Source organism: Mycobacterium sp. 48b (assembly GCF_048282725.1).
GTDB lineage: Bacteria > Actinomycetota > Actinomycetes > Mycobacteriales > Mycobacteriaceae > Mycobacterium.
Map to the genome: position 1 here is coordinate 5,504,424 of NZ_JBLVUL010000001.1, position 24,670 is coordinate 5,529,093.

Genomic DNA, 24,670 nt, shown 5'->3' on the forward strand with positions numbered 1-24,670 from the left:
AGGTAGATGCGGAGGTATCTGGTGCCAGGCAGCCTCGAACTGCTCGTCACATCGGTTGCCACGCAACTGATGGCAGTCGACGCCGCGACCTCGGTCACGGTGAGCCAGCAGGTGCTGGCCGAGTTGGTCTCGTTCTTCGACGTGGACGTGAGCTTTCTGCGTCACAACGACCACGAGACGCATGCGACGCGGCTGGTGGCCGAGTGGCCGCCGCGACCACCGGACACCCAGACCGACCCGATCGCGGTCATCCACTTCGCCGATGCCGACCCGGTTTTCGCGATGGCCGAGCACCTCAAGGAACCGGCGGTGTTCCGTCCGGAGCCGGCCACCGACGACTACCAGCGCACGATCGAGGCAGGACGGCACATCGCCAGCACCTCGATGGCATGTGTGCCGCTGCTGTCCGGGGACATCACCACCGGCGTCCTTGGTTTCGTCAAGTTCGGCGATCGCGAATGGCTGCCCGCCGAGCTCAACGCACTCAAGGCGATCGCCTCGCTGTTCGCCCAGGTTCAGGCCCGCATCGAGGCCGAGGACCGGCTGCGGTACCTCGCCGATCACGACCACCTCACCGGGCTGCACAACCGCAGGGCGCTCATGGCCCATCTGGAGGCCCGGCTGGCTCCGGGACAGCCCGGCCCGGTGGTGGTGATGTTCTTCGACCTGGACCGGCTCAAGGCGATCAACGACTACCTGGGCCATACCGCAGGGGATGCCTTCATCAGCATCCTGGCCGAACGTCTGCAGCGCGGCGACGACTCGCCCAAGCTCATCGCGCGGCTCGGCGGTGACGAGTTCGTCGTGGTCCCCGCCGCCTCGATGACGGCCGAGGCAGCCACGGCATTGGCCTACCGACTCCAGTCCGTGCTGCGCGAACGGGTGACCATCGACGGCGAGATGCTCACCCGTACCGTCAGCATCGGTCTGGCGCAAGGCATTCCGGGCCGTGACTCCACCTCCGACCTGCTCAACCGGGCCGACCACGCGGTGCTGACCGCGAAGAACTCGGGCGGAAACCGGGTCGCGGTGTTCTCCGACGAGATGGCGATGGAGATCGACTTCCGCAACGACATCGAGTTGCACCTGCAGAGCGTGATCGAGAGCGGCGCACTGGTGCTGCACTATCTGCCCGAGATCGACATGCGGACCGGCGAAGTGCTGGCCGCCGAGGCCCTGGTCCGCTGGCAGCATCCGACCCGCGGCCTGCTGTCCCCCGATTCGTTCATCGGTGTGGCCGAATCCATAAACCTGGCAGGCGAACTGGGCCGCTGGGTGCTGCGCAACGCATGTGCCGAGTTCGCCCGCTGGCGGGCCAACGGCGTCGGCCGCAACATCGTGCTGCGCATCAACGTATCCCCGGTGCAGCTGGTGACCGACGGATTCGTCGCATCGGTGGCCGGGGTCATGAAAGAGTTCCGTCTCCCCCGCGGATCGGTGTGCCTGGAGATCACCGAGAGCATCGTGGTGCAGGACATCGAAACCACACGGTCGACGTTGACCGGACTGCACAAGGTGGGCGTGCAGGTGGCCATCGACGACTTCGGCACCGGCTACAGCGCGCTGTCGCTGCTGAAATCGCTGCCGGTGGACACGCTCAAGATCGACCGCAGCTTTGTCGCGGGACTCGGATCAGACCCGGGCGATCTGCCGATCGTGCGCGCGGTGATCGCCCTGGCCGGCGCCTTCGGACTGCAGCTGGTGGCTGAAGGGGTCGAGACCGAACGGGCCGCGCTGACGCTGCTGCGGCACGGCTGCTACCGCGCCCAGGGCTTCTTGCTGTCCAAGCCGATCCTCGGCCGCGAAATGGCCTCGCTACTGGCAAAAGGGCGGGTACCGGTGCACTTCTCAGCCGCGCCGCGCACGTGATCGGTACGACTCACGTGGTGAGTCGTGGACCCCTCCCGATCGGCAGTAGTCCGATCGTGCGGTGTCCCGCTCGTGGTCCAGCAGCTCCACACGACCGAATCGGCTGGCGCTGTAACCGACCAAACCCACCTGCAAGGGCTTGCCGGGCTCGATGAGCGGAGCGCCCTGCGAGCCCGCACCACGGGGTTCGGTGGACAGGGCCACGCCATGGCGGGCCCGCAGGGCCAGTGGACCATCGGCGGTGTCGATCACCACCCCGAGAACCTCGCCCTCCTCGAACACGATGCGCTGCAGCGTGCCGTTGTCCTCGGTGTGGATCTGCTTGTCGAGTGCCTGCGCCGACAGCCAGTCGCCGAGCGCCGACGCGGCGCCGGACCCGCTCCCGGCTTCCAGCGTCCCGAGCACCTTGACCTGGATCTCCTCGCCGGCACGGGTCTTCATCGAGGTCGTACCCCGGTCCGCCAACCGGGTGTAGAGCACGCCGTAGGGGGACGTCAGACAACGCTGCGCCCAGTCCTGCAGCCGGGCGCCATAGAACGGTGCGATCCGGCCGCGTCCGGAAACCGGGGTCCAGTCACTGACCGTCCGCACCGTCACAGCGGTGTCGAAATCGGCGCCGTCGACCGGGCTCAGATCCGCCGACAACTCGTCGAGGTAGTCGCGGGTCTCGGGATCCGAGATGCCCACGCCCAGCCACGGTGTCTCCGCACCGGGCGTCACCGATTGAGGTGTGCTCGCAGTCCCCGGACGGACGATATGCACGTCGAGCCCCGCATCCGCTGCTGCAACGGCCGCGGCCAATGCCCCGAAGCCAGAGCCACAGCAAACGACGTCGACTTCGTCATCCCACATCGGCTAGCGACACTCCGACTGAACCGCGGGGTGCATGATCAAGATCGAATCACCTTGGTAGGTACCAGACATTGAGGTCGTCATGGCCCGCACCGGGATTCGAGGGGGATTGCCGGTGCAGGCCATGACAACGCTTCCAGGATAGCCCTTGGCTACTGCCGACCGCCAAATGGTGGCACTCGCCACAGCGCCCGCGGCCGTGGCGTGCGCCACCGCCGGGCGGGCAACCCGCGACGAACCAAGAGTTATCACGCTAAGCACGATACATACCTTTAGAATGTTATGCACGTACGGTGAAGACTTTGAGTCTGCTGGTGGCGACGGTGAAATGGGACAGGACCACCGGCCGATCAGAGTCAGGAAGGCCCCGAGGTGACCGAGCAGCTCGACCGGCGAGCAGAGCTGACCCGCCTCCAGATCCTGCAGGCGGCAGCGCGACAGTTCGCCCACACGCCGTACAGCCTGGTCAGCCTCGACGACATCCTGGCCGACGCCACCGTCACCAAGGGCGCGCTGTACTTCCACTTCCGGTCCAAGCACGCGCTGGCGATCTCGATCGTGGAACACCGGACCGCGCGGGCCGACAAGGCCGTCGAGGACGTCCTGGCCCGCAATCTGTCCGGAGCCGAGACATTGATCGATCTCTCGTGCCTGGTGGCAGCAGAAGACATCGGTGACCCGATGGCCCGGGCATGCCTGAACCTCGTCGAGTCCATCGGCCGGACCGACGGCCTCGGGCCCCGGGTGCTCGAACAATGGGTCCAGGGTTTCGCCGGCATCGCCAAACGCGCCATCGGGGAAGGTGATTTCACCGCCGACAGCGACCCGGAAGCGATCGCCCGGTTGTTGGTGTCGATCTACCTGGGTGTGCGCCAGACGAGCGACCTCGACGATCCACCACGGTTCCTCACGGATCTCGAGTGCAGTTGGCAGCTGGCGCTCCCCGGCTTCGCCGAACCGGAGCGGCTGGCCTATCTCAGGCAGTTCATCCGGCGCCGCACCGCGGTAGGCGTCAAAAAAGTTGTGCCCTTGCGCCCCCACTCACCGGACGGCGCGCCCAACGCAGCCGTCGGGCGAGCCTGACATGGCACGCCAGGCTCGATCCGAGCTGACCCGGCAGAAGATCATCACCGCCGCCGTCGACCTGTTCAGCGAGCACGGTTATCCGGCGACCGGGCTCGGCGACATCATCGCGCGGGCCGAGATGACCAAAGGCGCGCTGTACTACCACTTCGACTCGAAGGAATCACTGGCCGAGGCGATCATCGACGACGGCGGAAACGCGATGCTGGCCACGTTCCACGCCATCGCCGAATCCTCATCGCCGGCTTTGGAGAACACCATCCACGGACTGTTCGTGGTGGCCGATTTCGCCCGGTCGGACAAGGTCGCGCAGATCGGCATGCACCTGTTGCGGACCTTCAGCGGGATCAACACCGCCGCCACCCGGGTGTACACGAGCTGGCTCGATGAACTCAGGAAGCAGTTGATCCAGGCGGCCGACGAAGGCGATCTACGGGAGAACCTCGACATCGCGGGCGCCGCCGAGGTCATCCTCGGCTCCATGCTGGGCGCCGAGGCTCTCTCGCGCGCGAACGCGACCGGCGCCGACCTACGCGAACGGGTGGCGCATACCTGGGATCTGCTGCTCCCGGCAATCGTCAGCAGGGAATCGCTGGACTACTTCCGTGAGTTCCTGGCCCGCGAATCTCTGCGCCGGACGCAGGCTGCGGGCTGATCCCTACAACTCTTCGGCCCACAACCGCTCGGTGAGGTCCTGGAACGTCGCCAGCGCCACCGGGTCGTCGCCGCGCAGCAGCGCCGACTTGCTCATCCGCGCCCGCACGATCGACCCGTCGCGGTGGACCAGATTCACCAGCAGACCGGCATTCGCCCGCATCACCGAGACCGCCGACTCGTCGGCCGGCAACGAATGGAACACCTCAGCAAACTGCATGCTCTTGACCGCATCGGTGTCGCGGCCGACCATCTCGCCGAAGGCACTGTTGGCGAAAAGGATCGTTCCGTCCTCTGCGATCGCCAACACCGGCACCGGGAACCGCTCCAGCACCACCAGCGCAGGAATGTTCTGCAGCAGTGTCATCGGAGATTGGGGGTCCTGACCGCTCTGGCGACGCTCCACGTGTCGATTATCGCCCGGCGCCCAGGCCATATGCCACCACCGTCCAGCAACGTGCGGCAAGGACGAATCCCCGCCCGGCCGACGCACAGGGCCGGGGTGGCCTACGCCACTTGACTAACTAGGTTTACTCTGTGGAGCGACACCAGCAGACAGGGGCAGGCATGGACCTGAAGTGGTCGACAAGCGACCAGGAATTCCGCGACGAGGTTCGCGACTTTCTCGCCGAGAATCTGACTCCCGAACTCCGGCGGGCCGGTCAGCTGATGACCAGCGTGTACGCCGATCACGACGCCAGCATGGCGTGGCAGAAGATCCTCCACGAGCGCGGCTGGGCAGCTCCGGCCTGGCCGGTGGAACACGGCGGCTGCGACTGGAGCCTCACCCAGCACTACATCTTCAGTCGCGAATCGACGCTCGCCGGTGCACCGTCGCTGTCGCCGATGGGCATTCGCATGGTGGCCCACGCGATCATCAAGTTCGGCACACCGGCGCAGAAGGACTACTTCCTGCCCGGCATCCTCACCGGCGAGGTGTTCTTCTGCCAGGGCTACTCGGAGCCCGAGGCCGGCTCGGACCTGGCTGCGCTGTCGATGGCCGCGGTGTTGGACGGCGACGACCTGGTGTGCACGGGCAGCAAGATCTGGACTACCCACGCCCAGGAAGCCAACTGGATGTTCGCGCTGGTGCGCACCACCCGAGGCGCCAAGAAGCAGCAGGGCATCACCTTCGTGCTGATCGACATGACCTCCCCCGGCATCGAAATCCGCCCGCTCGTCATGACTTCCGGCGAAGAAGTCCAGAACCAGGTCTTCTTCGACGAGGTCCGGGTACCCAAGTCGAACGTGATCGGCACGATCGACGACGGCTGGACCGTCGCCAAGTATCTGCTGGAGTTCGAGCGCGGCGGCGGCGCCAACGCGCCCGCCCTGCAGGTGCTGGGTGACGAAATCTCAGCGGTTGCCTCCGAGCAGCCCGGACCGGCCGGTGGCCGGCTGATCGACGACCCGGCCTTCAGCCGCAGGCTCGCCGACGCCCGGCTCCGTACCGACGTGCTGGAAATCCTGGAGTACCAGGTGCTGGCCGCCGTGGCCGAGGGCGGCCATCCCGGCACGGCGTCGTCGATGCTCAAGGTCCTGAGCACCGAACTGAGCCAGACGCTGACCGAACTGTCCATGGAGGCCGCGGGTCCGCTCGCCCGCGCCTACCAGCCGCACGCCACCTTCCCGGGCGGCCCGGTGGCCGAGTACGAACCGCCCGCCGACGGCTATCACAGTGGAGCACCGTGGCAGGCGGTCGCCCCGCTGCGCTACTTCAACGACCGAGCCGGCTCGATCTACGCCGGTAGCAACGAAATTCAGCGAAACATCCTCGCCAAGGCAGAACTGGGGCTCTAGATGGACTTCAACCTGACCCACGAACAGGAACTGCTGCGCGGCGGGCTGACCAAATTCCTGGCCAGCCGCTACGACCTGGCATCGAGCCGCGCCGCGGCCAAGACCGGCCCCGGCTGGCAGCCCGAGATCTGGCGTGGCTTCGCCGACGAACTGGGGATCCTGGGCGCCACCCTGCCCGAGGAGGCCGGCGGTATCGGTGGCGGCCCGGTCGAAACCATGGTCATCGCCGAGGCTTTGGGCCACGCCCTGGTGATCGAGCCGTTCGTGGACACCGTGGTGGTCGCCGGTGGCCTGCTGCACCGGTCCGGCGACGCGGCGGCCGCGGCCCTGCTCGAGGAGATCGTGGCGGGTTCGGCGATCGTCGCGCTGGCGGCCACCGAACTGTCCTCCGGAGACAACTGGCGCGATGTGTCCACCACCGCACGCCGTGACGGCGACGAGTGGGTGCTCAACGGCGCCAAGGCGATGGTCGTCGACGCGCCGCTGGCCACCCACCTGCTGGTGACCGCACGTACCTCGGGGGAACGTGCCGACACCGACGGGATCTCGCTGTTCCTGGCCGATATCGCCACGTTGACAACGGGAGTCACCACACACCCGTACCGCACGGTGGACGACCGCCGCGCGTCGGACCTGGAGTTCTCGGATGTCCGGTTGCCTGCCTCGGCATTGCTCGGGACCGAAGGGCAGGCATGGCTGTCACTGGATTTGGCCCGGGATGAAGGGGCGGCAGCGGTGTGCGCCGAGGCAGTCGGCGGAATGCGCAAGGTGCTGGCCGATACGGTCGAGTACTGCAAGCAACGCCAGCAGTTCGGTCTTCCCATCGGCAGCTTCCAGGCGCTGCAGCACCGGATGGTCGACATGCACATGGAGGTCGAACAGGCTTCGGCGGCTGTCTATCTGGCGGTTCTGAACCTGGATGCCGAACCCGCGCAACGCGCCAAGGCAGTATCGGCGGCCAAGGCCACCATCGGACGGGCCGCCCGCTTCGTCGGGCAGAATGCCGTGCAGTTGCACGGCGGCATGGGCATGACCGAAGAACTGGCGATCGGCCATTACTTCAAGCGTCTCACCGCGGTGCAGTACGAGTTCGGCTCAACCGACTACCACGTCGGCCGTTATGCGGAGCTGACGCGGGGCTGAGCGCCGGACCGGACTCGGCTCATTTGGTGTTGATGAGCCGGGCGACTCCGCGCATCACAGCCCGGGTGGCCTGATGCCGCACCTGCTCCAGCGGTGAGGGCGCCGGAACCGCCGGCGCAGTGCCCAGCCGCGGGAACAGTGTCAGCGCGTTGTCGCGGTTGATCGCCTGGCGGCCGGCGGTATCGAGCCCATCGTACGTGTCCAAACCGGCGGCGAACAGCTGGCTTGCGGGCAGCGGGGCGAACGGCCAATCGGAACCGAAGGTGATGTGGCCGGGTTTGGCGAACGCGAGCAGGGTGGGTAGCGCCGCGGCGCTGGACGACAATGCGGTGTCGAAGTAGAAACTCGCGAAATCGTCGAGGACATCGGCCGGGCTGCGGCCGGTCTCCCCCATGATCGCCACTGCCATGCGGTGCGAGGCATACGGGACGAATCCGCCGGCATGGCTCAGGATGAACTTGATGTTCGGATACTTTCGCCGGATTCCGTTGCGTACCAGCAGATAAGCCGCCCTCGTGGTGTCGAGGAGAAAGTCCGTCGCGAACGGCGGGACACCAGGCACCGTCGGCGCGGGAAGATCGGCCGGATGAATGAAGACCACGGCGGACCGGGCGTCGAGCGCGGCCCACAGTTCGTCCTGTCCATCTTGTCCGAGGTAGGTTCCGGCGTTGTTGGCCAGGAGCACCACTCCGTCGGCACCGAGTGTGTCGAGCGCGCGGATGGCCTCTGTTGTCGCGGCTTCGACGTGCGGCATCGGAAGCGTGGCGAAGAAACCGAACCGATCCGACTGCGAGGCGAACACCTCGGCTGCATAGTCGTTGAGGTCGATGGCCAGCGCCGTGGCGTCGGACGCATTCGGCAGAAAGCTGGTGCCCGGCGTGGACACCGACAGAATCGCGGTGGCCACATCAAGTTCAGCCATGGTGTGCAACGAGCCCTCCGGGCTCCAATCCGGCAAGGCGCGTCCGCCGGCATCATCGATCCCGGCCTTCTGCAACGCCTTTCGGTAGGCGGGCGGAATCATGTGGTGGTGGGTATCGATTCGAATCATGATCGTCCTTCCCTAGCTGTCGGCGATGCCGGCACCGGCCAGCGCCGGGACGCTGTCCTCTGCTCGCAGTAACGAGCGGGCGCCGACCTTGAACTGGGCGAGTTTGTCGATGACGGTCTGCCCCTCCGGTGTATGCCCCCAGATGCTGATGCCTTGGTGGGTGCTGGGTTCCCAGGTCGCCTCGTCGACAACCAACGGATTCCACCCCACCTCCCATTCAAACCCCGACGGTGTCATCGCGTAATAGGACAGTTCCCGGTCGTTGGTGTGCTGCCCGACCCCCAGCGCCATGCCGAAACCGAGTTCCCTGATCCGCTGGTAGGACGTGGTCATGTCGTCGAGGTCCGCGACCTGGATGTTGAGATGCTGGATACGGGTGCGGATCGGGTTGACGGGCAGCCGGTTCACCGAGGCGATGGCCACCGAGTGGTGACGCCGATTGACCCGCAGGAACCGGATCTTGACCTTGACGCCGTTGATCGTCTCGTCGATGAAATCGGACAGCCGGGCATCGAACACGGTGTTGTAGTAGCCCCGCATCTGCTGCGGCTTCTTCGTGGTGATCGCGACGTGCCCGATACCGCAGTCACCGGTCACGAAACCACCGCGCGCGGTCATCCGCAGTGGTGTGTCGGCAGGGCAGGCGCGGGTGAAGATCTCCTGCGTCAACCCGTTGGGTCCGGGGAACCGCACGAGCCGCTCCACCCCGCGCAGGGCAGCCTCTTCCGCACTGCCCTCGCTGACCGGCACGCCGTGCCGCACCACCCGTCCGACGATGTCGTCGAACGTCTCGTGATCGTCGAGCTGCCACCCGAGCGCCGTGACGTCCTCGGCCGGTCCGCGTTGCAGCAGAAACCGGCACTGATTCTCGTCGAGCCGGAACCGAAGGACATCGGGCAGTGCGTCGTCGACGTGCAGGCCGACCCCGTCGCGACCGAAACGCCGCCAATCGGCGAACTTTTCGGTTTCGATGACGACGTAGCCGAGGCGAACATTGCCGAACACGCTAGACATGAGCGAGCTTCGAGGTCTGGCCGAGGAACTCGGTGACGAGTTCATTGAAGAACTCGGAGCGTTCCCACTGCATCCAGTGGCCCGTGTGCGACGTCATCACGAGTTCGGCGTTCGGCATGGTGTTGAGCAGCATCGGGCCGCCGGCCGGCCGGTTCACCTTGTCGTCACGGCCCCACAGGATCAGCGTGGGGGTCTGCAGGTGCTTGAGCCGGCTGTCACGGGTGAGGTCCATGCGCCACAGCGTGCGCAACGCTTTCGGTCCCGACGGCCGGGTCAACGGTGGATCGGCGACCACCTCGGGATCGATGGATGCCCGGTATCGCAGGTCGATCAGCTCCTCGGGCACCGAACTGCCTTCGTACACCAGGTAATTGCGAATGAATGCGGCCAGCTTCTCGCGACTGGGCCCGTCGCCGGTGTAATAGGACAGCAAGCTGTTGAGTCCAGCGGTCGGCAGGTTTCTGGTGGTCCCGATGCCGCCGGGGCCCATGAGCACCAGCTTGCCGACGCGGTGCGGGGTATCCAGCGCCAACCGCAATGCCGCCGCGCCGCCGTATGAATTGCCGATCAGATGTGCTGTCTCGATGCCCAGTTCGTCGAGCAGACCACGGATCATGTCGGCGAGGAACCCGAACGGATCAGCCTTGTCGATCCCCTTGGCCGAGCGCCCATAGCCGGGCATGTCCGGCACGATGACCCGGAAATGCGCGGCGAGAGCGTCGATGTTGCGGCCGTAGTTGGACACCCCCGAGGCACCGGGGCCGCCACCGTGCAGCATGACCACCGCGGGTCCGGTGCCGGCTTCGGCGTAGAAGATGGCCCGGCCCGCGACTATCACGGTGTGTTCGGTGAGTGCGGTGGTAGTCATGTGTGAGCTCCAGTTCTGGTTGGCGCCAGCGCGTAGCCGGCCGGTGGTGCGGGGAGCCGCTGCCCGGATTCGACTGCGGCGTAGATGAATCCGTCTGGGCGCAGCACCACGGCTGCGGCCTTCTTTCGGTGCAGCCAGGCGATGAGCGTGCCGTCGATGTCGCGGATCGCTCCGGGCCCGGACTTGTCTCGGGTTCCACCGAGCGCGATCGCGGGCACGCCCAGGTCCGTCCAGGCCTGCACGCCCGCCGGGGCGACTCCGGTGTGCAGCACCGTCCATCGTCCGGCCACGACGTCGTCCAAGCGGACCGACGCACCCGCGTCGTCCATGACCCACGGCTGTGGAATCTGCCAGCCGGCCGCGTCTTTTCCGGGCTGGGCGAAGAACCCCTCGTCGTAGCGCGCATCCGGGATCCAATAGAGCCTCTGACCACCGCGCAGCACCCCGGGCAGCTTGGTCAGCGCCCGGAGGGTGCGGTTGCGGACCGCGGCGATCACCCGGTTGCGCTCGGTGATCACCCTGCCGACAAGGCAGGCACGGCGCGTTACTTCGACGACGTGCGGCTTGCGTTCTGCCTCATAGGAATCCAGGAGGGCATCGGGCGCCCGACCCGCCAGCACCGCGGCGAGCTTCCAGCACAGGTTGGCCGCATCGCGCACGCCGGCCGACATGCCCTGGCCGATCCACGGCGGCATGGCGTGCGCAGCGTCGCCGGCCAGGAAGATGCGGCCCACCCGCCAGCGATCGGCAACCCGCACGTGGTGGCTGTAGACCACGGCCCGAAGGATCTCGACGTTCTCGCGGGTGATGCCCTGATCCTCCAGCACCTTCCAGATCTCGGCCTCGCTGACCAGCTTCTGCTCGTCCTCACCGGCCCGGGCCGGGTACTCCCAGCGGTGGTGCCCCAGCGGTGTCGGGCAGTCGACGGTGGGACGGTCCGGGTTGCAGTGGAATCGGAGCCGGTCGTGGGAATCCCACTCGGAAAGCACCTTCGTGTCGATCACGACCCATCGTTCGGCGTAGGTGTTGCCTGAGTACCCGATGCCCAATTGCCCACGTGTCGGAGACGATCCGCCGTCGGCGGCGATGACGTAGGAAGCCCGCACCCTCTTGAACGTGTCGGTGCGAAGGTCGGCCAGCATCAGCTCGACGTGATCCGATTTGGCCAGCGCCCGCAGACACTCGTGTTCGAGCAGCACCTCGACGGTGTCGAAGCGCTCCACCCCCTCGCGCAGGACATGATCGACCGCGGGTTGGTAGATGAATTGCTGAGCCGGGTGGCCCGAACCTCGCGCGAAAATCGTCGTCTCGATGAAAGGCACTCCGTCGGCATCGACGAACGCCGCGGGCCGGTCGGGCAGCATGTCCTGCTGTAGTCGGTCCGCCAGGCCGACCGACTGCCAGATGCGCAGCACCTCTTCATCGGTACTGATCGCCCGGGCCCTGCCGTATACGTCCGGATCACGCTCGATGACAAGCACTTTCAATCCCTGTCGGCCCAACAGATTCGCCGCGGTTGCTCCGGTGGGCCCATAGCCGATCACCGCCACGTCGTAGAGGTCTGCAGTCACGGTGGCCTCTCTCGTCATCGAGGGTTGTCCTGTAGTGATCGCTACGGTAATGTAGTGATCACTACAGAGTCAAGAAGATGTATGACGGGAGTCCAGATGCCCGCTGATGAGCAGCCCAAGCCGCGCCGGCGCCGCCTCGATGGCGAGCAGTCGCGGGAACGGATCCTCGACGCCGCCACCGAGATCGCCGCCGAACGCGGGTATGAAGGCACCAGCATCGCGCTGGTCAGCAAGAAGTGCGGGTTACCGGCCAGCTCGATCTACTGGCATTTCAAGGACAAGGACGACCTGATCGCGGCGGTGATCGAACGCAGCTTCGGGACCTGGCTGGCAGCCTGGCAGGTGCCGGCCGACGGGACCGCCGAAGAGCGAGCCACCGCATTCGGCGCAAACGTCGCCAAAGCGTTGGTCGAATCCCCCGACTTCATCCGGCTCGGGCTCATGCTCGCCCTCGAGCGCCGTCCCGTCGAGCCACGTGCCCGGGCGATGTTCCTGCAGGCACGCGCTCAGGCGTACACCCAACTCGTCGACACAATCCTGGAGTGGGCGCCGGACCTGAGCGACGCCCAGGTCCATCACCTGGCCACCTACACGATCGCCGGCGCCGACGGACTGTTCATCGCCAAGGAGATCGGCGGCGATTCCGTGGATCTGATCGCACTGTTCGAGTTGCACGCGCGCAACGTGATCGAGGCGGCCCGTCGGCTGGTCAGCGACCGGGACAGCCGATGAGCCGCTATCCGGTCGCCATCGTCGGCTCGGGCAACATCGGCACGGATCTGATGATCAAGATCCTGCGCGGCGACGGGCCGCTGGCCGTGGTCGCGATGGCCGGTATCGACCCGCAGTCCGACGGTCTGGCGCGTGCCGCCCGCCTCGGGGTGCCCACCACAGCCGACGGCATCGACGGACTGCTCGCGATGCCCGAATTCGGTGACGTCAAACTGGTTTTCGACGCCACCTCGGCGGGCGCCCATCACGCCAACTGGGCCCGGCTGGCCGATCACGGCGTCCGGATGATCGACCTCACCCCGGCCGCCGTCGGCCCCTACTGCGTGCCGGTGGTGAACATTGAGGAGCATCTCGACGCGCCCAACCTCAACATGGTGACCTGCGGCGGCCAGGCTACTGTGCCGATCGTGGCCGCCGTCGCGCAGTCGGGCATCGTGTCGTACGCCGAGATCATCTCGTCCATATCGTCGCGGTCGGCGGGTCCAGGAACTCGTGCCAACATCGACGAGTTCACCGAAACCACCTCGGCCGCACTGCGCATCGTCGGCGGCGCACAGAGGAGCAAGGCGGTGATGATTCTCAATCCGGCCGAACCGCCGGTCCTGATGCGCAACACCGTGTACTGCCTGGTCGACGGTGACGCCGATCGGCACACCATGGAGAACGACGTCGCGGCCATGGCCGACACGGTCGGCAGCTACGTGCCGGGTTACCGACTCAAGCAACGGGTCCAGTTCGAGACATTCAGTGCCGCAAGGCCCCTCTACATTCCGGAGACCGGGAAGTTCACCGGCACACGGGTAACGGTGATGCTCGAAGTCGCCGGCGCCGCGCATTACCTGCCCGCCTATGCAGGCAACCTCGACATCATGACCTCGGCCGCCAAAGCCACCGCCGAACGCATTGCCCACTCCGAAAGTGACTTCACACAATCATGATTCACGACTTGTACGTCAGCGACGTCACGCTGCGTGACGGCATGCACGCGGTGCGCCACCAGTACAGCCTCGACCAGGTGACCACCATCGCCGCCGCACTCGACGCCGCCGGAGTGGAATCGATCGAGGTCGCCCACGGCGACGGTCTCGGCGGATCGAGCTGCATCTACAGCTTCGGGGCACACACCGACCTGGAGTGGATCGCAGCGGTCGCCGCGGCCGTACGCAACGCCCGGGTCGCAACGCTGCTGTTGCCCGGGATCGGCAGCGTGCACAACCTCAGGGACGCCCACCGCGCCGGCGCCACCGTCGTGCGCGTCGCCACCCACTGCACCGAAGCCGACATCTCGGCCCAGCACATCGCTGCCGCGCGGGACCTCGGCATGGACACCGTCGGCTTCCTGATGATGAGCCACATGGCCACTCCCGCGAGGCTGGCAGGGCAGGCCCAACTCATGGAAAGCTACGGAGCCACATGTGTTTACGTCGTCGACTCCGGCGGCGCCATGACCATGCGCGACATCGCCGACCGGGTCGATGCGCTCCGCGAAGTCCTGTCCCCCACCACCGAAATCGGCATTCACGCCCACCACAATCTGTCCCTGGGCGTGGCCAATTCGATCGCCGCCGTCGAGCATGGCGCCAACCGGGTCGACGCGTCCCTGACCGGCATGGGCGCCGGTGCCGGCAACGCCCCACTTGAGGTGTTCATCGCGGCTGCCGACAAACTGGGCTGGCGCCACGGCTGCGACCTGCACGCTCTCCAAGACGCTGCCGATGACATCGTGCGCCCCTTGCAGGACCGGCCGGTCCGGGTGGACCGCGAAACCCTCACCCTCGGATACGCGGGGGTGTACTCGAGCTTTCTGCGTCACGCCGAAGCTGCTGCCCAGCGCTACGGCGTCGATGCGCGGTCACTGCTCGAGGAGGCCGGCCGCCGCGGCATGGTCGGTGGCCAGGAGGACATGCTCGTCGACATCGCGCTGGATCTGACCGCGTCATGAAGCTTCGGACGCGGGGCTGGCATCACCCGTAGTCTGGACCGGGTGAGTGTGCGGGGCTGGCTGCTGCTGGGCGCCATGAGCATCATCTGGGGCATCCCGTACCTGCTCATCAAAGTCGCCGTCGAAGGCGTCTCGGTACCCGTACTGGTCCTGGCCCGCACCGCGGTCGGCGCAGCTGTGCTGTTGCCGCTGGTGATGTCCCGCGCCGCATGGGCGCCGGTGCTACGGCATTGGCGGCCCGTTCTGGCGTTCGCGTTCTTCGAGATCATCGCGGCGTGGTTTCTGCTCTCCGATGCCGAACGCCACCTGAGCAGCTCGTTGACCGGCCTGCTGATCGCCACCGCCCCGATCATCGCAGCGGTTCTCGACCGGCTCACCGGCGGAGAGCGGTTGAGCGCCAAGCGAATCGCGGGCCTCGGGGTTGGGCTGGCCGGTGTGGCGGTGCTCGCCGGGCCCGGCCTCGCCGGCGGGCACGGCTGGCCCATCGCCGAAGTACTGCTGGTGGCAACCTGTTACGCCATCGCTCCGCTGATCGCTGCCCGGTATCTGGGCGACGTGCCCGCACTGCCGTTGACGGCGGCCTGTCTGACGATCGCGGCGCTGATCTACACCACACCGGCACTGCTGACCTGGCCCGGTCAGATGCCGTCGCGGCGCGTGCTCATCGCTCTGGCTGCCCTCGCCGTGGTCTGCACGGCACTGGCATTCGTGGTGTTCTTCGCACTGATCCGCGAAGTCGGGGGCGCGCGGGCGCTGGTGTTCACCTACATCAACCCAGCCGTCGCCCTGGCCGCCGGGGTCATCGTGCTCGGTGAGCCGCTGACCGTGTACAACGTCGCCGGGCTGGCGCTGATCCTCGCGGGTTCGGTCCTGGCGACCCGCACACCCCGCGACCCCGATCCGCAAGTGGAAGCCGAAGTCAGTCGCGCAGGCCCGCGCTGAGCATCTCCTCGATCGACACGAACTTCACCCGCGGTCGTGCTGCCCGCACACCCCGGTCTCGCTCGGCGGCGTCGATCGCACGCCAACCCGGCCAGCCGACCGGCTCGGCTCCCCGACCGGCCAACAGCGCATCGAAGGACTCCCGGCCCTCGATGTCGCGGGTCAGCAGGCCGGCATCGAAATCCGCCCACAGCTGCGCCACGGTCTGCTCGGCGCACAGCCGGTTCGTACCGATCACCCCGCGAGGCCCGCGCTTGATCCAGCCGGTCACATATGTGCCCGGCACGACGCGGCCCGAGTCGTTGGGCACGGTCCCGGAATCCTCGTCGTAGGGCAGCCCGGAGACAGGCAGCCCGCGATAACCGATCGACCGCAGGATCAGCGATGTCTCGATCATCTCGGTGCCGCGGACGTCGCTGCTGACCTCCAGCCCTTGCGCACGGTCGGTTCCGTGGATGGCGACCGGAGTGGTGCCGAAACGGAACACCACACGCTTGTTCCCGGGAGTCGGGCTCCGCTGCGCGTATTCGCGGGCGATGGCGAGCTTGAATGAGATCTCGACGTCGTCATGGTCGTCGTCGGCGGGTAGGTCCTGCGGGTCGACGATCACGTCGACACCGTCGAGATGCCCCAGGGCCAGGAACTCACCCGCCGAGAACGCGGCATGGCCGACATCCCGGCGCGCCAGGATCACCACTTCCTGGATTGCACTGTCGGTCAAGGCGTCCAGGGTGTGCTGGGCGATATCGGTGGCCGCCAGCGCAGCCCGGTCCATCAACAGCACCCGGGCCACATCGAGTGCGACGTTGCCGTTGCCGACGATTACCGCCCGCTCGCCCGACAGGTCGAACTGGTGCGCGGCGTGGTCGGGATGGCCGTTGTACCAACCGACGAACTCGGCCGCGGCGTGGTGCCCCACGAGGTCCTCGCCGTCGATCCCCAGCCGCCGGCTGGTGGCTGCGCCCACCGCGTAGATCACCGCGTGATGATGAGCCAGCAGTTCATCGTGGTTGACCGTCCGCCCGACCTCGACGTTGAAATGGCTGGCGAACCGCGGGTTGGTGAATGCCCGCTCGAAGATGTCGACCACCGACTTGGTGTGTTGGTGATCAGGTGCCACGCCTGCCCGGATCAGGCCGAACGGCGTGGGCAACCGCTCGAACAGATTGATCTCGACACCGTCGACATCGATCAGCTCGGCCGCCGCGTAGCAGGCCGCCGGCCCGGATCCGACGATGGCCACCCTCAGTGAGCCCGCTTCGACCCGCGCGCGCGACGTGGCCGCGGGTACGGCCACCGGCTCGAGCGGGTGGCGCTCGAAATAGGCGGCATTGAGGTCCTTGAACCGCTGCAGTTCCCCGGGCAGGTCCTCTTCGTAATGGATTGCGCCGACCGGACACTCCTCGAAGCACGCTCCGCAGTCGATGCACGATTCCGGATCGATGTACAGCATCTCGGCCGACGCAGAATCCAGCCCGCCCTCCGCCGGACGGATGCAGTCCACCGGACACACCGGAACACAACTGGCGTCCTTGCAGCAGTTCTGCGTGATCACGTAAGCCATCGAACCTCCCCTTTCAGATCTGGACCGATCCTACTGGACACCTGTCCGGTTTATCGAGCCGAAAGCTTCACCCGACCTCTGGCCGGCGGCCCGATCAGCGCGGGGAGCCTCAGTGAAAATGTGTTGATACATGCAGTTTCATCGAACGATTGCCAATCGACGCTGCGGTCTATATCTTGGACACATGTCCAGGCCAGCGGTGGCTACGGTCACTCGCCTACACGACGCACAAGGTCAGCGCATCCGCACGCAGCGTCGTGTCTTCGGTGCGGCGACCCAACTGCTCGATGCGCACAACGACGTCTCGGTACCGGCGCTGGCCGCGCGCGCGAAGATGGCGCCCGCGGCGCTCTACGCGCACTTCCCCTCCATCGAGGTGGTGTTCGCCGAGCTGTACCTCGACCGGGTGATCCAGCTGCCGCTCGACATCGATCCCGCGGCCAGTACCACCAGCCGGGTCACCGAGCAGCTCACCGCACTCACGCTGCTGATGGCCGATGAGCCTCGCCTGGCGCGGGCCTGCACCCAGGCGCTGATGAGCACCGACGACGAGGTGGTCGAGGACGTCCGCTCCCGGATCGCTGCCGAGGTCAACCGCAGGATCTCGACGGCGCTGGGGGGCGGCGCGTGGCCCGAGGTACTTGCCACCTTGGAGGCGGTGTTCTGGGGCGCTCTGCTGCAGGCACAGTCGGGCGCGATGAGCTACCGGCAGATGGCCCGCCAACTGGAGACGATGGTCTCGCTGATCGTCCCCGGAGACTGACGGGCCACCCATCCGGCTCAAGCCATCGCGGCCAACCAACCCCGGTACTCGGTGATGTCACGGCCTTGTGTCGGAGCGATGTGGTCACAACCGAATCCGGTGATCCAGCGGCCGTCGTCGAGCTCCACCTTCCCGAGCAACATCGGCGCGGGTAACTCAGCGAGGAACTCGCCCAACGCGGCCGGGGACAACAGCCATCGCTCACCCACGATCGGTGCCCCACCTTCGGCGACACGGGTCAGGCCCGGCTTCGGCGGAACTGTGTCGAGCGCATACAGGCGGTAGTGCGGGGCGGTCGTGATCGGACCGGCCCAGCGGGCACCGCGGCCGGTGAGCTGATGTTCCAACGGCTGTCCGCGCAGGTGGGCACCGAACACCGCCAGTTCGGTCAGCGGCGCGCCACCGGACTCCGGCCAGGTCCCTGCCGACGGAACATCGAGGAAACGGGCTGCCAGATCGGCAATCACGCCGTCATGGAATCCCGGTGCCAGCAAGGTGATTCCGAACTGGGCACCGTCGGACACCGTGCCGGCGGGGACAGCGATCGCGCACATGTCGAAGAGGTTGCAGAAGTTGGTGTAGCGGCCCATCCGGGAGTTCACCGCGATCGGGTCGACCGCGACCTCGTCGATCCGTGGGTGCTCGGGTGCGGTCGGCACCATGAGCGCGTGACAGCCATCGAGCTGGGCCAGTGCCTTGCGTCGTAGCTCGTCGACCCGGCGCCGGTCCCGCAGCAGGTCTACCGCCGAATGCGTCCCGGCTGCGGTGATGATCGACGCCACGGTCGGGTCGAGCCTCGCATCGGGGCCGACCTCGCTGACGAACTCCCCTACCGCATCCCATCTTTCGGCAACCAATGCACCGTTGTACAGAAGGCCCGCCGCGGCGAAGAAGTCATCCATCGGGATCGGGACCGTGTCGAATCCGGCAGCCTTCGCCTGGCGGACGGCAGCGTCGAACGCGGCCTGCCACTCGTCGTCGAGCCCGGCCAATGTGTCCGGGATCGCGATTCTGGGACTCACCGGGGCCGCGAAGGGAACGTCGGCCGGCCACTGCCGTTGCGGTGCAGCGGCACTCATCACTGCCATCGCGGACTGGGCGGTCGCCAGGTCAGCGGCGAAGATCGTGACGCAGTCATAGCTCGCACAGGCCGGAACGACACCATCGGTGGACACCAGGCCAACCGTGGCCTTGATTCCGACGATGCCCTGCAGCCCGGCCGGAACGCGACCCGACCCCGCCGTGTCGGTACCGATGGCGATATCGGCGAAGCCGAGCGCGGCCGCCACCGCAGACCCCGAACTCGATCCGCCGGAGATGTAGTCCGGTCGACGGGAATCCCGCACGGCCCCATAGGGACTGCGTGTCCCCACCAAGCCCGTGGCGAACTGGTCGAGATTGGTCTTCCCGATGACGACAGCACCGGCGGCCTTGAGAGCGGTCACCGCCGGTGCGTCGGCATCGGGAATATAACTGAAATCTGGGCATGCCGCAGTGGTCGGTATCCCTGCCACGTCGACGTTGTCCTTGACCGCGAGCACCAACCCTGCCAGTGGGCCGTCGCCGGCGAGCGCGGTGCGGTGTTCGTCCTCCACCTCGGCCTGCGGGCGCAGGTGGATGAACACCTCGTCGCGTCCGCTGTCGGTGATATTCCGGTAGATCTCGGCAATGCGGGTCACGCAGACTCCTTTCGTGCGAATTCTCCTGCCGCCGCCCAACGCTCGCGCTCCTCACCCCGGGCTGCTTCCATCGCCGCGCGGGTAGTCGCGATGTCCTCGGCATTGGCGGCCAGGAACTGCTCATGCTCGGCCAGTGAGAATGTTCCGTCGGTGATCTCGACGCGGCCGCGTCCGGCGGCCATGTCGGCGCGCAGGTCCAGTAGTTCCTCGGCGGACACCGGATACCACTGGATGCGGTCGAAAAATCGCAACAGCCAGGGGTGTTCGGGGTCGAAGCCTTGAGCTACCAGAGGGTGCCGATGGTTCCAGATCTGCGTGGTGCGGCCGACGAACTGGTACCCGCCCGGCCCCTCCATCCCGTAGATGCACAGGTAAGCCCCACCGATACCCACGGCATTCTCCGGGGTCCAGGTCCGCGCCGGGTTGTACTTGGTCGTCACCAACCGGTGCCGCGGATCTAGCGGGGTGGCGACGGGCGCCCCCAGGTAGACGTCGCCGAGACCGAGCACCAGATACTCGGCGTCATAGACGATTCGGTGCACGTCGTCGACCGAAGCCAGGCCGTTCATCCGCCGGATGAACTCGATGTTCCACGGGCACCACGGCGCATCGGCGCGCACGCCGTGCATGTAACGTTCGATCGCTTCCCGGGTCGACGGGTCGTCCCAGCTCAGCGGCAACCGCACGGTACGACTGGGCACCACGAGATCCTGCGCGGCGGGCAATGACGCTTCGAGTTCGGCCAGCAGTGGCACCAACTTGGCCTGCGGAAGCCGGCCCGGGTCCACCTTGACCTGCAGCGAACGGATCCCGGGCGTGAGGTCGATCAATCCGTCCGGCCGGTGCTGCTCCAGCGCGTGGTGCAGGGCGTGGGCACGGGCCCGCAACGCCAGGTCCAGTCGCATCTCGCCGTACTCGACCAGGACGTTGTCGTCCCCGATCCGCCGGTAGGTGACGGCCGTGCTGCCATCCGATGAGGTTGTGCGGGAGATGATTCCGTCGTCCTCGTCACCACCGGCGGAGAACACCGCCGGAATGGAGGCGCGCCGGGCAGGACCGACCGAGGCCGGCGCGGGCGCCGCCGACGCCCGCACCGGAACGAACCGGATGGTGGCGCCGGGGGCGAGTTGACCCAGTTTCCAGCGGTCGGCCGCGGTGACGGTGACCGGGCAGACGAAACCGCCGAGGCTCGGACCATCCGGGCCGAGCAGGATCGGGGTGTCCCCGGTGAAGTCGAGCGAACCCACCGAATAGGCGTTGTCGTGGATGTTCGACGGATGCAGTCCGGCTTCCCCACCGTCGGGGCGGGCCCATTCCGGCTTCGGACCGATCAACCGGACACCGGTGCGGTCGGAGTTGAAGTGCACCTCGTAGTCGTGGTTGAGCAGTGTGTCGATGTCGTTGCGCGTGAAGAACTCCGGCGCGGAGTGCGGTCCGACGGTCACCGCGATGTGCCAGTGGCTGCTGATGGCGGGCTGCTCCTCGAACAGGATGCGCCGCCGGGTAGTGCTCGTGGCATCGAGAGTTTCCAGCTTGTCCCCCACGGCCAGCGCCCGGCCCTCGTGGCCGCCGAACCGGCCCAGGGTGAATGTCGATGCGCTGCCCAGGTATTCGTCGGCTCGCAGGCCGCCCGCGAACGCGATGTAGATCCGCAGGCCCGGACCGTCGACCATTCCCACGTCCAGGACCTGACCGGCCGCGACGAGGACGGGCGCCCACTGCGCGACCCGCGTCCCGTCGATACTCACCGGCGCAGGCGCACCGGTGACGCATACCCAGGTGTCGGTGTCGAACCGTAACGCCGGACCGCCCATCGTGGCCTCCAGGCCGGGCGCGCCTTCCGGATTGCCGACCGCGATGTTGGCCAGCCGGAAGGACACATCGTCCATCGGTCCCGACGGCGGCACCCCGATCTGCCAGTACCCGGTCCGCCCCGGCCAATCCTGGACCGTGGTGGCCATACCGGGCCGGATCACTTCCATGGTGGTCATGGCCGCGTCACGACCATCCGCACCGCGGTGGGGTCGAATCCGTTGCACGGGTTGTTGATCTGCGGGCAGTTCGACACCAGCACCAGGGTGTCGATCTCGGCACGAAGCGACACGGTTTTGCCCGGAGCGGACAGGCCGTCGACGATGCCGAGGGAGCCGTCGGGGTCCACCGGGACGTTCATGAAGAAGTTGATGTTGCTGACGATGTCGGCCTTCGTCAGGCCCCACCGGGCGCCCTCGCCGATGAAGTTCTCCACGCAGGCGTGCTGGTGTTTGGTGTGGTGCCCGTAGCGCAGCGTGTTCGATTCCTGCGAGCAGGCCCCGCCGAGGGTGTCATGGTTGCCGACCTCGTCGTCGACGATGGTCAGCATCGGTGCGCCGTCGCTGTCGCGCAGCACCGATCCGGTGGTCAGGAAAATGTTGCCCTGCGCGGCGATCGTGGCCGGGGCGCTGTAGCGCACGGTGTGGTCGGCCGCTCCGTAGAACAGGGTGTCTACTGCCTGGTTGCCGTGCAGGTCGACGATGGTGAGCACGTCCCCCGCGCGCACGACCTTCGACCATGGGGCGCGGGGCGCGACAATCTCGTCGACAACGGTGTGGGTGGCGGTGACGGTCATCGGGCACTCCAGACATCTTCGGAATTCAGGTACGCGCGTTGGTATTCGGGGTCACGCTCACTGACCGAGGCGCCGATCTCGGCCAGGTCGCCGGGTGCCGACCAGGCCAGTACTTCGACCGAGCCAACGGTGAACTGCGGTGCCGGATCGAGTGGGTGGGCGGTGTTGGCGACCGCCACGATCAGCGGCAGGTGGGTGACCAGTTCGACGGCCGTACCCACACCGGCCGACCCGGTGGACACCAATGTGCCGTCGGCCTCCACCCGTACGCCGTGGAAGAACGACACGCTCGGTGCCACGTCGCGACGGCTCAGCCCGTTCTTGAGGGCGGCCAGCGCGAGCAGTTCACGACCGGCGGGGCTGGGTGACTCCACCTCGCCCGCACCGTATTTGGCGGTGTTGCCGGTCAGGGTCGTGGTACCGCACAGGGCATCGTGGTGGCCCGAGGTGTCCGACACCAGCGTGGCCAGCACCCGTCCCTGGTCGCTCAGCAGCGGGTGACCTGCCGAAAGATATGCCTGCCAGGGCACTTTCACGGTGTCGGCGACGTTGAGCCGCTCCCAGGGTGCGTCGGCCCGCCACAGCAGCAGGTGGGCGCATCCGGTGCCGTCCAGATCGCGTAGGCGCAACCGGGTCCCGCGGGCCAGCACCTTGCTGGTGTAGCGGCCACCGGGAACTGTTTCTGCCCAGGTCAATCGTTCGGGCGCAACGCCGTCGGGCGGGGTGGGCCAGGCTGATGCCGGCACGACCGGCATGGAGTCGGTCAGGGTGCCTGCCTGGGCCCGGGCGTGGTCGCGGGCACCGGCGGTTGTCGCGGTAGTCATCTCAGGCTCCGATCGTGACGGGGTTCGGGTGGGTCTTGCCGCGGGGGAAACACAGCGCGCCCAGGACGACGGCGGCCGCGATGCTCAGCGGTCCGGCCCACTGCAGGATGGGCATATCCCCGGTGGGGTTGAAGATCTCGGCGCGCGGCCACCCCAGGTTGACGATCATCACCGCGCCGTAGAGCACGGCCAGGACATTCACCACGATGCCGAACTTGCCCAGCGAGAACAGCGGCAGCCCTTCGGCATCGACCTGGTTGCGTTGGGCGGGCCAGCCTTTGATCCGTCGGTACAGCAGCGGCGCAGTCACCAGCAGGTAGGCCAGGTAGATCAGGATGATGCAGACGCTGGCCAGGGTCGCGAAGATGGCCGAGTTGCCGACGTTGACCAGAAGCACCCCGATGCAGAGCAGCCCGATGAGTACCGAAGGCCAGATCGGTGTGCCGGTGTGGCTGTTGACCCGGGACAGGATCGACGAGGCAGGCAGGCGCCCGTCGCGGGCCATCGAGAACATCAGCCGGGAGGCGGCCGTCTGAATTGCCAAGGTGCAGATCGTGATCGCGATGGAGACGTCGATCAGCAGCACCGTGCCCCACGGCGATGACAGCACCGTGTCGAGCACGTACGGGAGTCCTTCGGTGGCCAGGCGTCCGTCGGTCAGGCTGGGCGCGGCCATCAGGGCGCCCAGGATCATCAATCCGCCGCCGAGAGCCGAGACCGATAAGGCCAGCCGGATCGTGCGGGGCGCGACGCGACGCGGATTGCGGGTCTCCTCGGCGAGCTCACCCGCCGAGCCGAAACCGACCATGACATAGGCCGCCATCAATCCCGACATGATCCAGGCCCAGACGTAGCCGGGTTGACCGCCGGCGTGGCCGGTGTCGAATACCACCTGCGGGCCGCGCTGGGCATGGGTGAAGAACACTCCGATGACCGCGATGACACCGACGATCTCGCAGATCACCCCGGCGCTGTTGACGCGTGACATCCATTTGACGCCAAGGCAGTTGATCGTGGTGGTGAGCACCAGCAGGACGGTGCCGAGCAGTACCGCGTTGGCCGCCCCACTCGGGGAGGTCAGCGCCGGGTCCTCCCCGATCACCTGGAAGCCGGACCAGATCGACGGCAGCACCACCTGCAGCGCGATGGCCGCGGCCGAGGCGGTGACGATCTGGGCCAGGATCATGAACCAGCCGCCGAACCAGCCGATCACCTCGCCGCCCATCCGACGGGACCACTGATAGATGGCCCCTGAAATCGGATAGCGCGCGGCCAGCTCCGCGAAACACAGAGCGACGAGGAACTGGCCGAGGAACACCGCAGGCCAGGTCCAGAAGAAGGCGGGACCGCCGAAGCCGAACCCGAGGCCGAACAACTGGAAGATCGTGGTCAGAATGGACACGAACGAGAAGCCCGCGGCGAACGATTCGAACTTGCCGAGCCGACGGTGCAACTGCTGGTCATAACCAAACTCGGCCAGGTCGTCATGGTCGCCGAAACGGCCGGCCACATCTCGCGGGCTCTCGGTCGCGCTGCTGGTCATAGGCGTTTTCTCTCAGGTTCGGGGGCGGTGCCGCCGGCTCCTTAACTGTCACTTGATAGATAAGCGTGCCGGCGTGTCCGAGCTGTCACCCGCGTGTTTCGTTCATGTAGCCAGCGGTAAGCATTGCGTTGCCGAAACCTCACCGAACCCTTTGCCTGTCACAATCGC

Annotated in this window: 22 protein-coding genes; 10 read left to right on the top strand and 12 right to left on the bottom strand. The window is 66.9% G+C overall.

Translation table 11 applies throughout. From position 1 onward, the window contains the following. The first annotated feature begins 6 nt into the window (after positions 1 to 6). Positions 7 to 1,869, top strand: coding sequence for a putative bifunctional diguanylate cyclase/phosphodiesterase (locus tag ACNQR1_RS26865; RefSeq protein ID WP_418048661.1), 1,863 nt, complete (start codon positions 7 to 9; stop codon positions 1,867 to 1,869). Here ACNQR1_RS26865 and ACNQR1_RS26870 read toward each other — a convergent pair. Further along, positions 1,849 to 2,721 carry an FAD-binding protein gene (locus ACNQR1_RS26870; RefSeq protein WP_418048662.1) on the bottom strand — a complete coding sequence of 291 codons (873 nt, stop codon included), beginning with the start codon at positions 2,719 to 2,721 and terminating at the stop codon, positions 1,849 to 1,851. The two genes, ACNQR1_RS26865 and ACNQR1_RS26870, sit on opposite strands and share 21 nt — an antisense overlap. Before the next feature lie 372 nt (positions 2,722 to 3,093). On the opposite strand from ACNQR1_RS26870, the gene ACNQR1_RS26875 reads away from it, so the two are divergent. Together ACNQR1_RS26875 and ACNQR1_RS26880 are read left to right on the top strand one after the other, a co-directional pair. Continuing rightward, on the top strand, positions 3,094 to 3,804 hold the full coding sequence (locus ACNQR1_RS26875; RefSeq protein ID WP_418048663.1) for a TetR family transcriptional regulator: 711 nt from the start codon (positions 3,094 to 3,096) through the stop codon (positions 3,802 to 3,804). 1 nt (position 3,805) lies between these two features. Continuing rightward, complete coding sequence (locus ACNQR1_RS26880; RefSeq protein ID WP_418048664.1) at positions 3,806 to 4,459, top strand: ScbR family autoregulator-binding transcription factor; 654 nt, start codon at positions 3,806 to 3,808, stop codon at positions 4,457 to 4,459. 3 nt (positions 4,460 to 4,462) lie between these two features. On the opposite strand, the gene ACNQR1_RS26885 is transcribed toward ACNQR1_RS26880, so the two are convergent. Further along, on the bottom strand, positions 4,463 to 4,825 hold the full coding sequence (locus ACNQR1_RS26885) for a PAS domain S-box protein (protein ID WP_418050523.1): 363 nt from the start codon (positions 4,823 to 4,825) through the stop codon (positions 4,463 to 4,465). A 200-nt stretch (positions 4,826 to 5,025) separates the two neighbouring features. Between ACNQR1_RS26885 and ACNQR1_RS26890 the strand changes: the two genes are divergently transcribed. Both ACNQR1_RS26890 and ACNQR1_RS26895 read left to right on the top strand, forming a co-directional pair. After that, complete coding sequence (locus tag ACNQR1_RS26890; protein WP_418048665.1) at positions 5,026 to 6,258, top strand: acyl-CoA dehydrogenase family protein; 1,233 nt, start codon at positions 5,026 to 5,028, stop codon at positions 6,256 to 6,258. Then, on the top strand, positions 6,259 to 7,401 hold the full coding sequence (locus tag ACNQR1_RS26895) for an acyl-CoA dehydrogenase family protein (RefSeq protein ID WP_418048666.1): 1,143 nt from the start codon (positions 6,259 to 6,261) through the stop codon (positions 7,399 to 7,401). A 19-nt stretch (positions 7,402 to 7,420) separates the two neighbouring features. Here ACNQR1_RS26895 and ACNQR1_RS26900 read toward each other — a convergent pair whose 3' ends face one another. Genes ACNQR1_RS26900 through ACNQR1_RS26915 form a run of 4 tightly spaced genes read right to left on the bottom strand, consistent with a single transcriptional unit; the run spans position 7,421 to position 11,923 of the window. Beyond that, positions 7,421 to 8,452 (bottom strand): amidohydrolase family protein, encoded by a 1,032-nt coding sequence (locus ACNQR1_RS26900; RefSeq protein WP_418048667.1) that lies wholly within the window; start codon positions 8,450 to 8,452, stop codon positions 7,421 to 7,423. 12 nt (positions 8,453 to 8,464) lie between these two features. Further along, on the bottom strand, positions 8,465 to 9,466 hold the full coding sequence (locus tag ACNQR1_RS26905) for a VOC family protein (RefSeq protein ID WP_418048668.1): 1,002 nt from the start codon (positions 9,464 to 9,466) through the stop codon (positions 8,465 to 8,467). Next, positions 9,459 to 10,334 carry an alpha/beta fold hydrolase gene (locus ACNQR1_RS26910; RefSeq protein WP_418048669.1) on the bottom strand — a complete coding sequence of 292 codons (876 nt, stop codon included), beginning with the start codon at positions 10,332 to 10,334 and terminating at the stop codon, positions 9,459 to 9,461. Before ACNQR1_RS26910 ends, ACNQR1_RS26905 begins: the two co-directional genes overlap by 8 nt. Then, the gene (locus ACNQR1_RS26915) at positions 10,331 to 11,923 is read right to left on the bottom strand and encodes a bifunctional 3-(3-hydroxy-phenyl)propionate/3-hydroxycinnamic acid hydroxylase (protein ID WP_418048670.1); all 1,593 of its coding nucleotides are present in this window, start codon (positions 11,921 to 11,923) and stop codon (positions 10,331 to 10,333) included. The genes ACNQR1_RS26910 and ACNQR1_RS26915 overlap by 4 nt, the downstream gene beginning before the upstream one ends. Positions 11,924 to 12,001: 78 nt before the next feature. Between ACNQR1_RS26915 and ACNQR1_RS26920 the strand changes: the two genes are divergently transcribed. The 4 genes from ACNQR1_RS26920 to ACNQR1_RS26935 are packed head-to-tail and all read left to right on the top strand — an operon-like array spanning position 12,002 to position 15,521. Next, positions 12,002 to 12,637, top strand: a complete 636-nt coding sequence (locus ACNQR1_RS26920; protein ID WP_418050524.1) for a TetR/AcrR family transcriptional regulator — start codon at positions 12,002 to 12,004, stop codon at positions 12,635 to 12,637. Beyond that, positions 12,634 to 13,575 carry an acetaldehyde dehydrogenase (acetylating) gene (locus ACNQR1_RS26925; RefSeq protein WP_418048671.1) on the top strand — a complete coding sequence of 314 codons (942 nt, stop codon included), beginning with the start codon at positions 12,634 to 12,636 and terminating at the stop codon, positions 13,573 to 13,575. The genes ACNQR1_RS26920 and ACNQR1_RS26925 overlap by 4 nt, the downstream gene beginning before the upstream one ends. Next, on the top strand, positions 13,572 to 14,579 hold the full coding sequence (gene dmpG, locus ACNQR1_RS26930; protein ID WP_418048672.1) for a 4-hydroxy-2-oxovalerate aldolase: 1,008 nt from the start codon (positions 13,572 to 13,574) through the stop codon (positions 14,577 to 14,579). The genes ACNQR1_RS26925 and dmpG overlap by 4 nt, the downstream gene beginning before the upstream one ends. 42 nt (positions 14,580 to 14,621) lie before the next feature. Continuing rightward, the gene (locus ACNQR1_RS26935) at positions 14,622 to 15,521 is read left to right on the top strand and encodes a DMT family transporter (protein ID WP_418048673.1); all 900 of its coding nucleotides are present in this window, start codon (positions 14,622 to 14,624) and stop codon (positions 15,519 to 15,521) included. On the opposite strand, the gene ACNQR1_RS26940 is transcribed toward ACNQR1_RS26935, so the two are convergent. Further along, positions 15,499 to 17,085, bottom strand: coding sequence for an FAD-dependent oxidoreductase (locus tag ACNQR1_RS26940; protein ID WP_418048674.1), 1,587 nt, complete (start codon positions 17,083 to 17,085; stop codon positions 15,499 to 15,501). The two genes, ACNQR1_RS26935 and ACNQR1_RS26940, sit on opposite strands and share 23 nt — an antisense overlap. A gap of 184 nt (positions 17,086 to 17,269) precedes the next feature. Here ACNQR1_RS26940 and ACNQR1_RS26945 point away from each other — a divergent pair, with 184 nt between their 5' ends. Then, positions 17,270 to 17,848, top strand: coding sequence for a TetR family transcriptional regulator (locus ACNQR1_RS26945; RefSeq protein ID WP_418048675.1), 579 nt, complete (start codon positions 17,270 to 17,272; stop codon positions 17,846 to 17,848). 17 nt (positions 17,849 to 17,865) lie between these two features. On the opposite strand, the gene atzF is transcribed toward ACNQR1_RS26945, so the two are convergent. From atzF to ACNQR1_RS26970, 5 genes are read right to left on the bottom strand one after another with little or no spacing between them, the layout of a single operon-like run. Further along, complete coding sequence (gene atzF / locus ACNQR1_RS26950) at positions 17,866 to 19,527, bottom strand: allophanate hydrolase (protein WP_418048676.1); 1,662 nt, start codon at positions 19,525 to 19,527, stop codon at positions 17,866 to 17,868. Continuing rightward, complete coding sequence (locus tag ACNQR1_RS26955; protein WP_418048677.1) at positions 19,524 to 21,518, bottom strand: 5-oxoprolinase/urea amidolyase family protein; 1,995 nt, start codon at positions 21,516 to 21,518, stop codon at positions 19,524 to 19,526. Before ACNQR1_RS26955 ends, atzF begins: the two co-directional genes overlap by 4 nt. After that, positions 21,515 to 22,135: an urea amidolyase associated protein UAAP2 gene (locus ACNQR1_RS26960; RefSeq protein ID WP_418048678.1), complete on the bottom strand. Its 621-nt coding sequence runs from the start codon at positions 22,133 to 22,135 to the stop codon at positions 21,515 to 21,517. The genes ACNQR1_RS26955 and ACNQR1_RS26960 overlap by 4 nt, the downstream gene beginning before the upstream one ends. Then, positions 22,132 to 22,959, bottom strand: coding sequence for an urea amidolyase associated protein UAAP1 (locus ACNQR1_RS26965; protein ID WP_418048679.1), 828 nt, complete (start codon positions 22,957 to 22,959; stop codon positions 22,132 to 22,134). The genes ACNQR1_RS26960 and ACNQR1_RS26965 overlap by 4 nt, the downstream gene beginning before the upstream one ends. Before the next feature lies 1 nt (position 22,960). After that, positions 22,961 to 24,502 (bottom strand): amino acid permease, encoded by a 1,542-nt coding sequence (locus tag ACNQR1_RS26970; RefSeq protein ID WP_418048680.1) that lies wholly within the window; start codon positions 24,500 to 24,502, stop codon positions 22,961 to 22,963. Between the last annotated feature and the right edge of the window lie 168 nt (positions 24,503 to 24,670).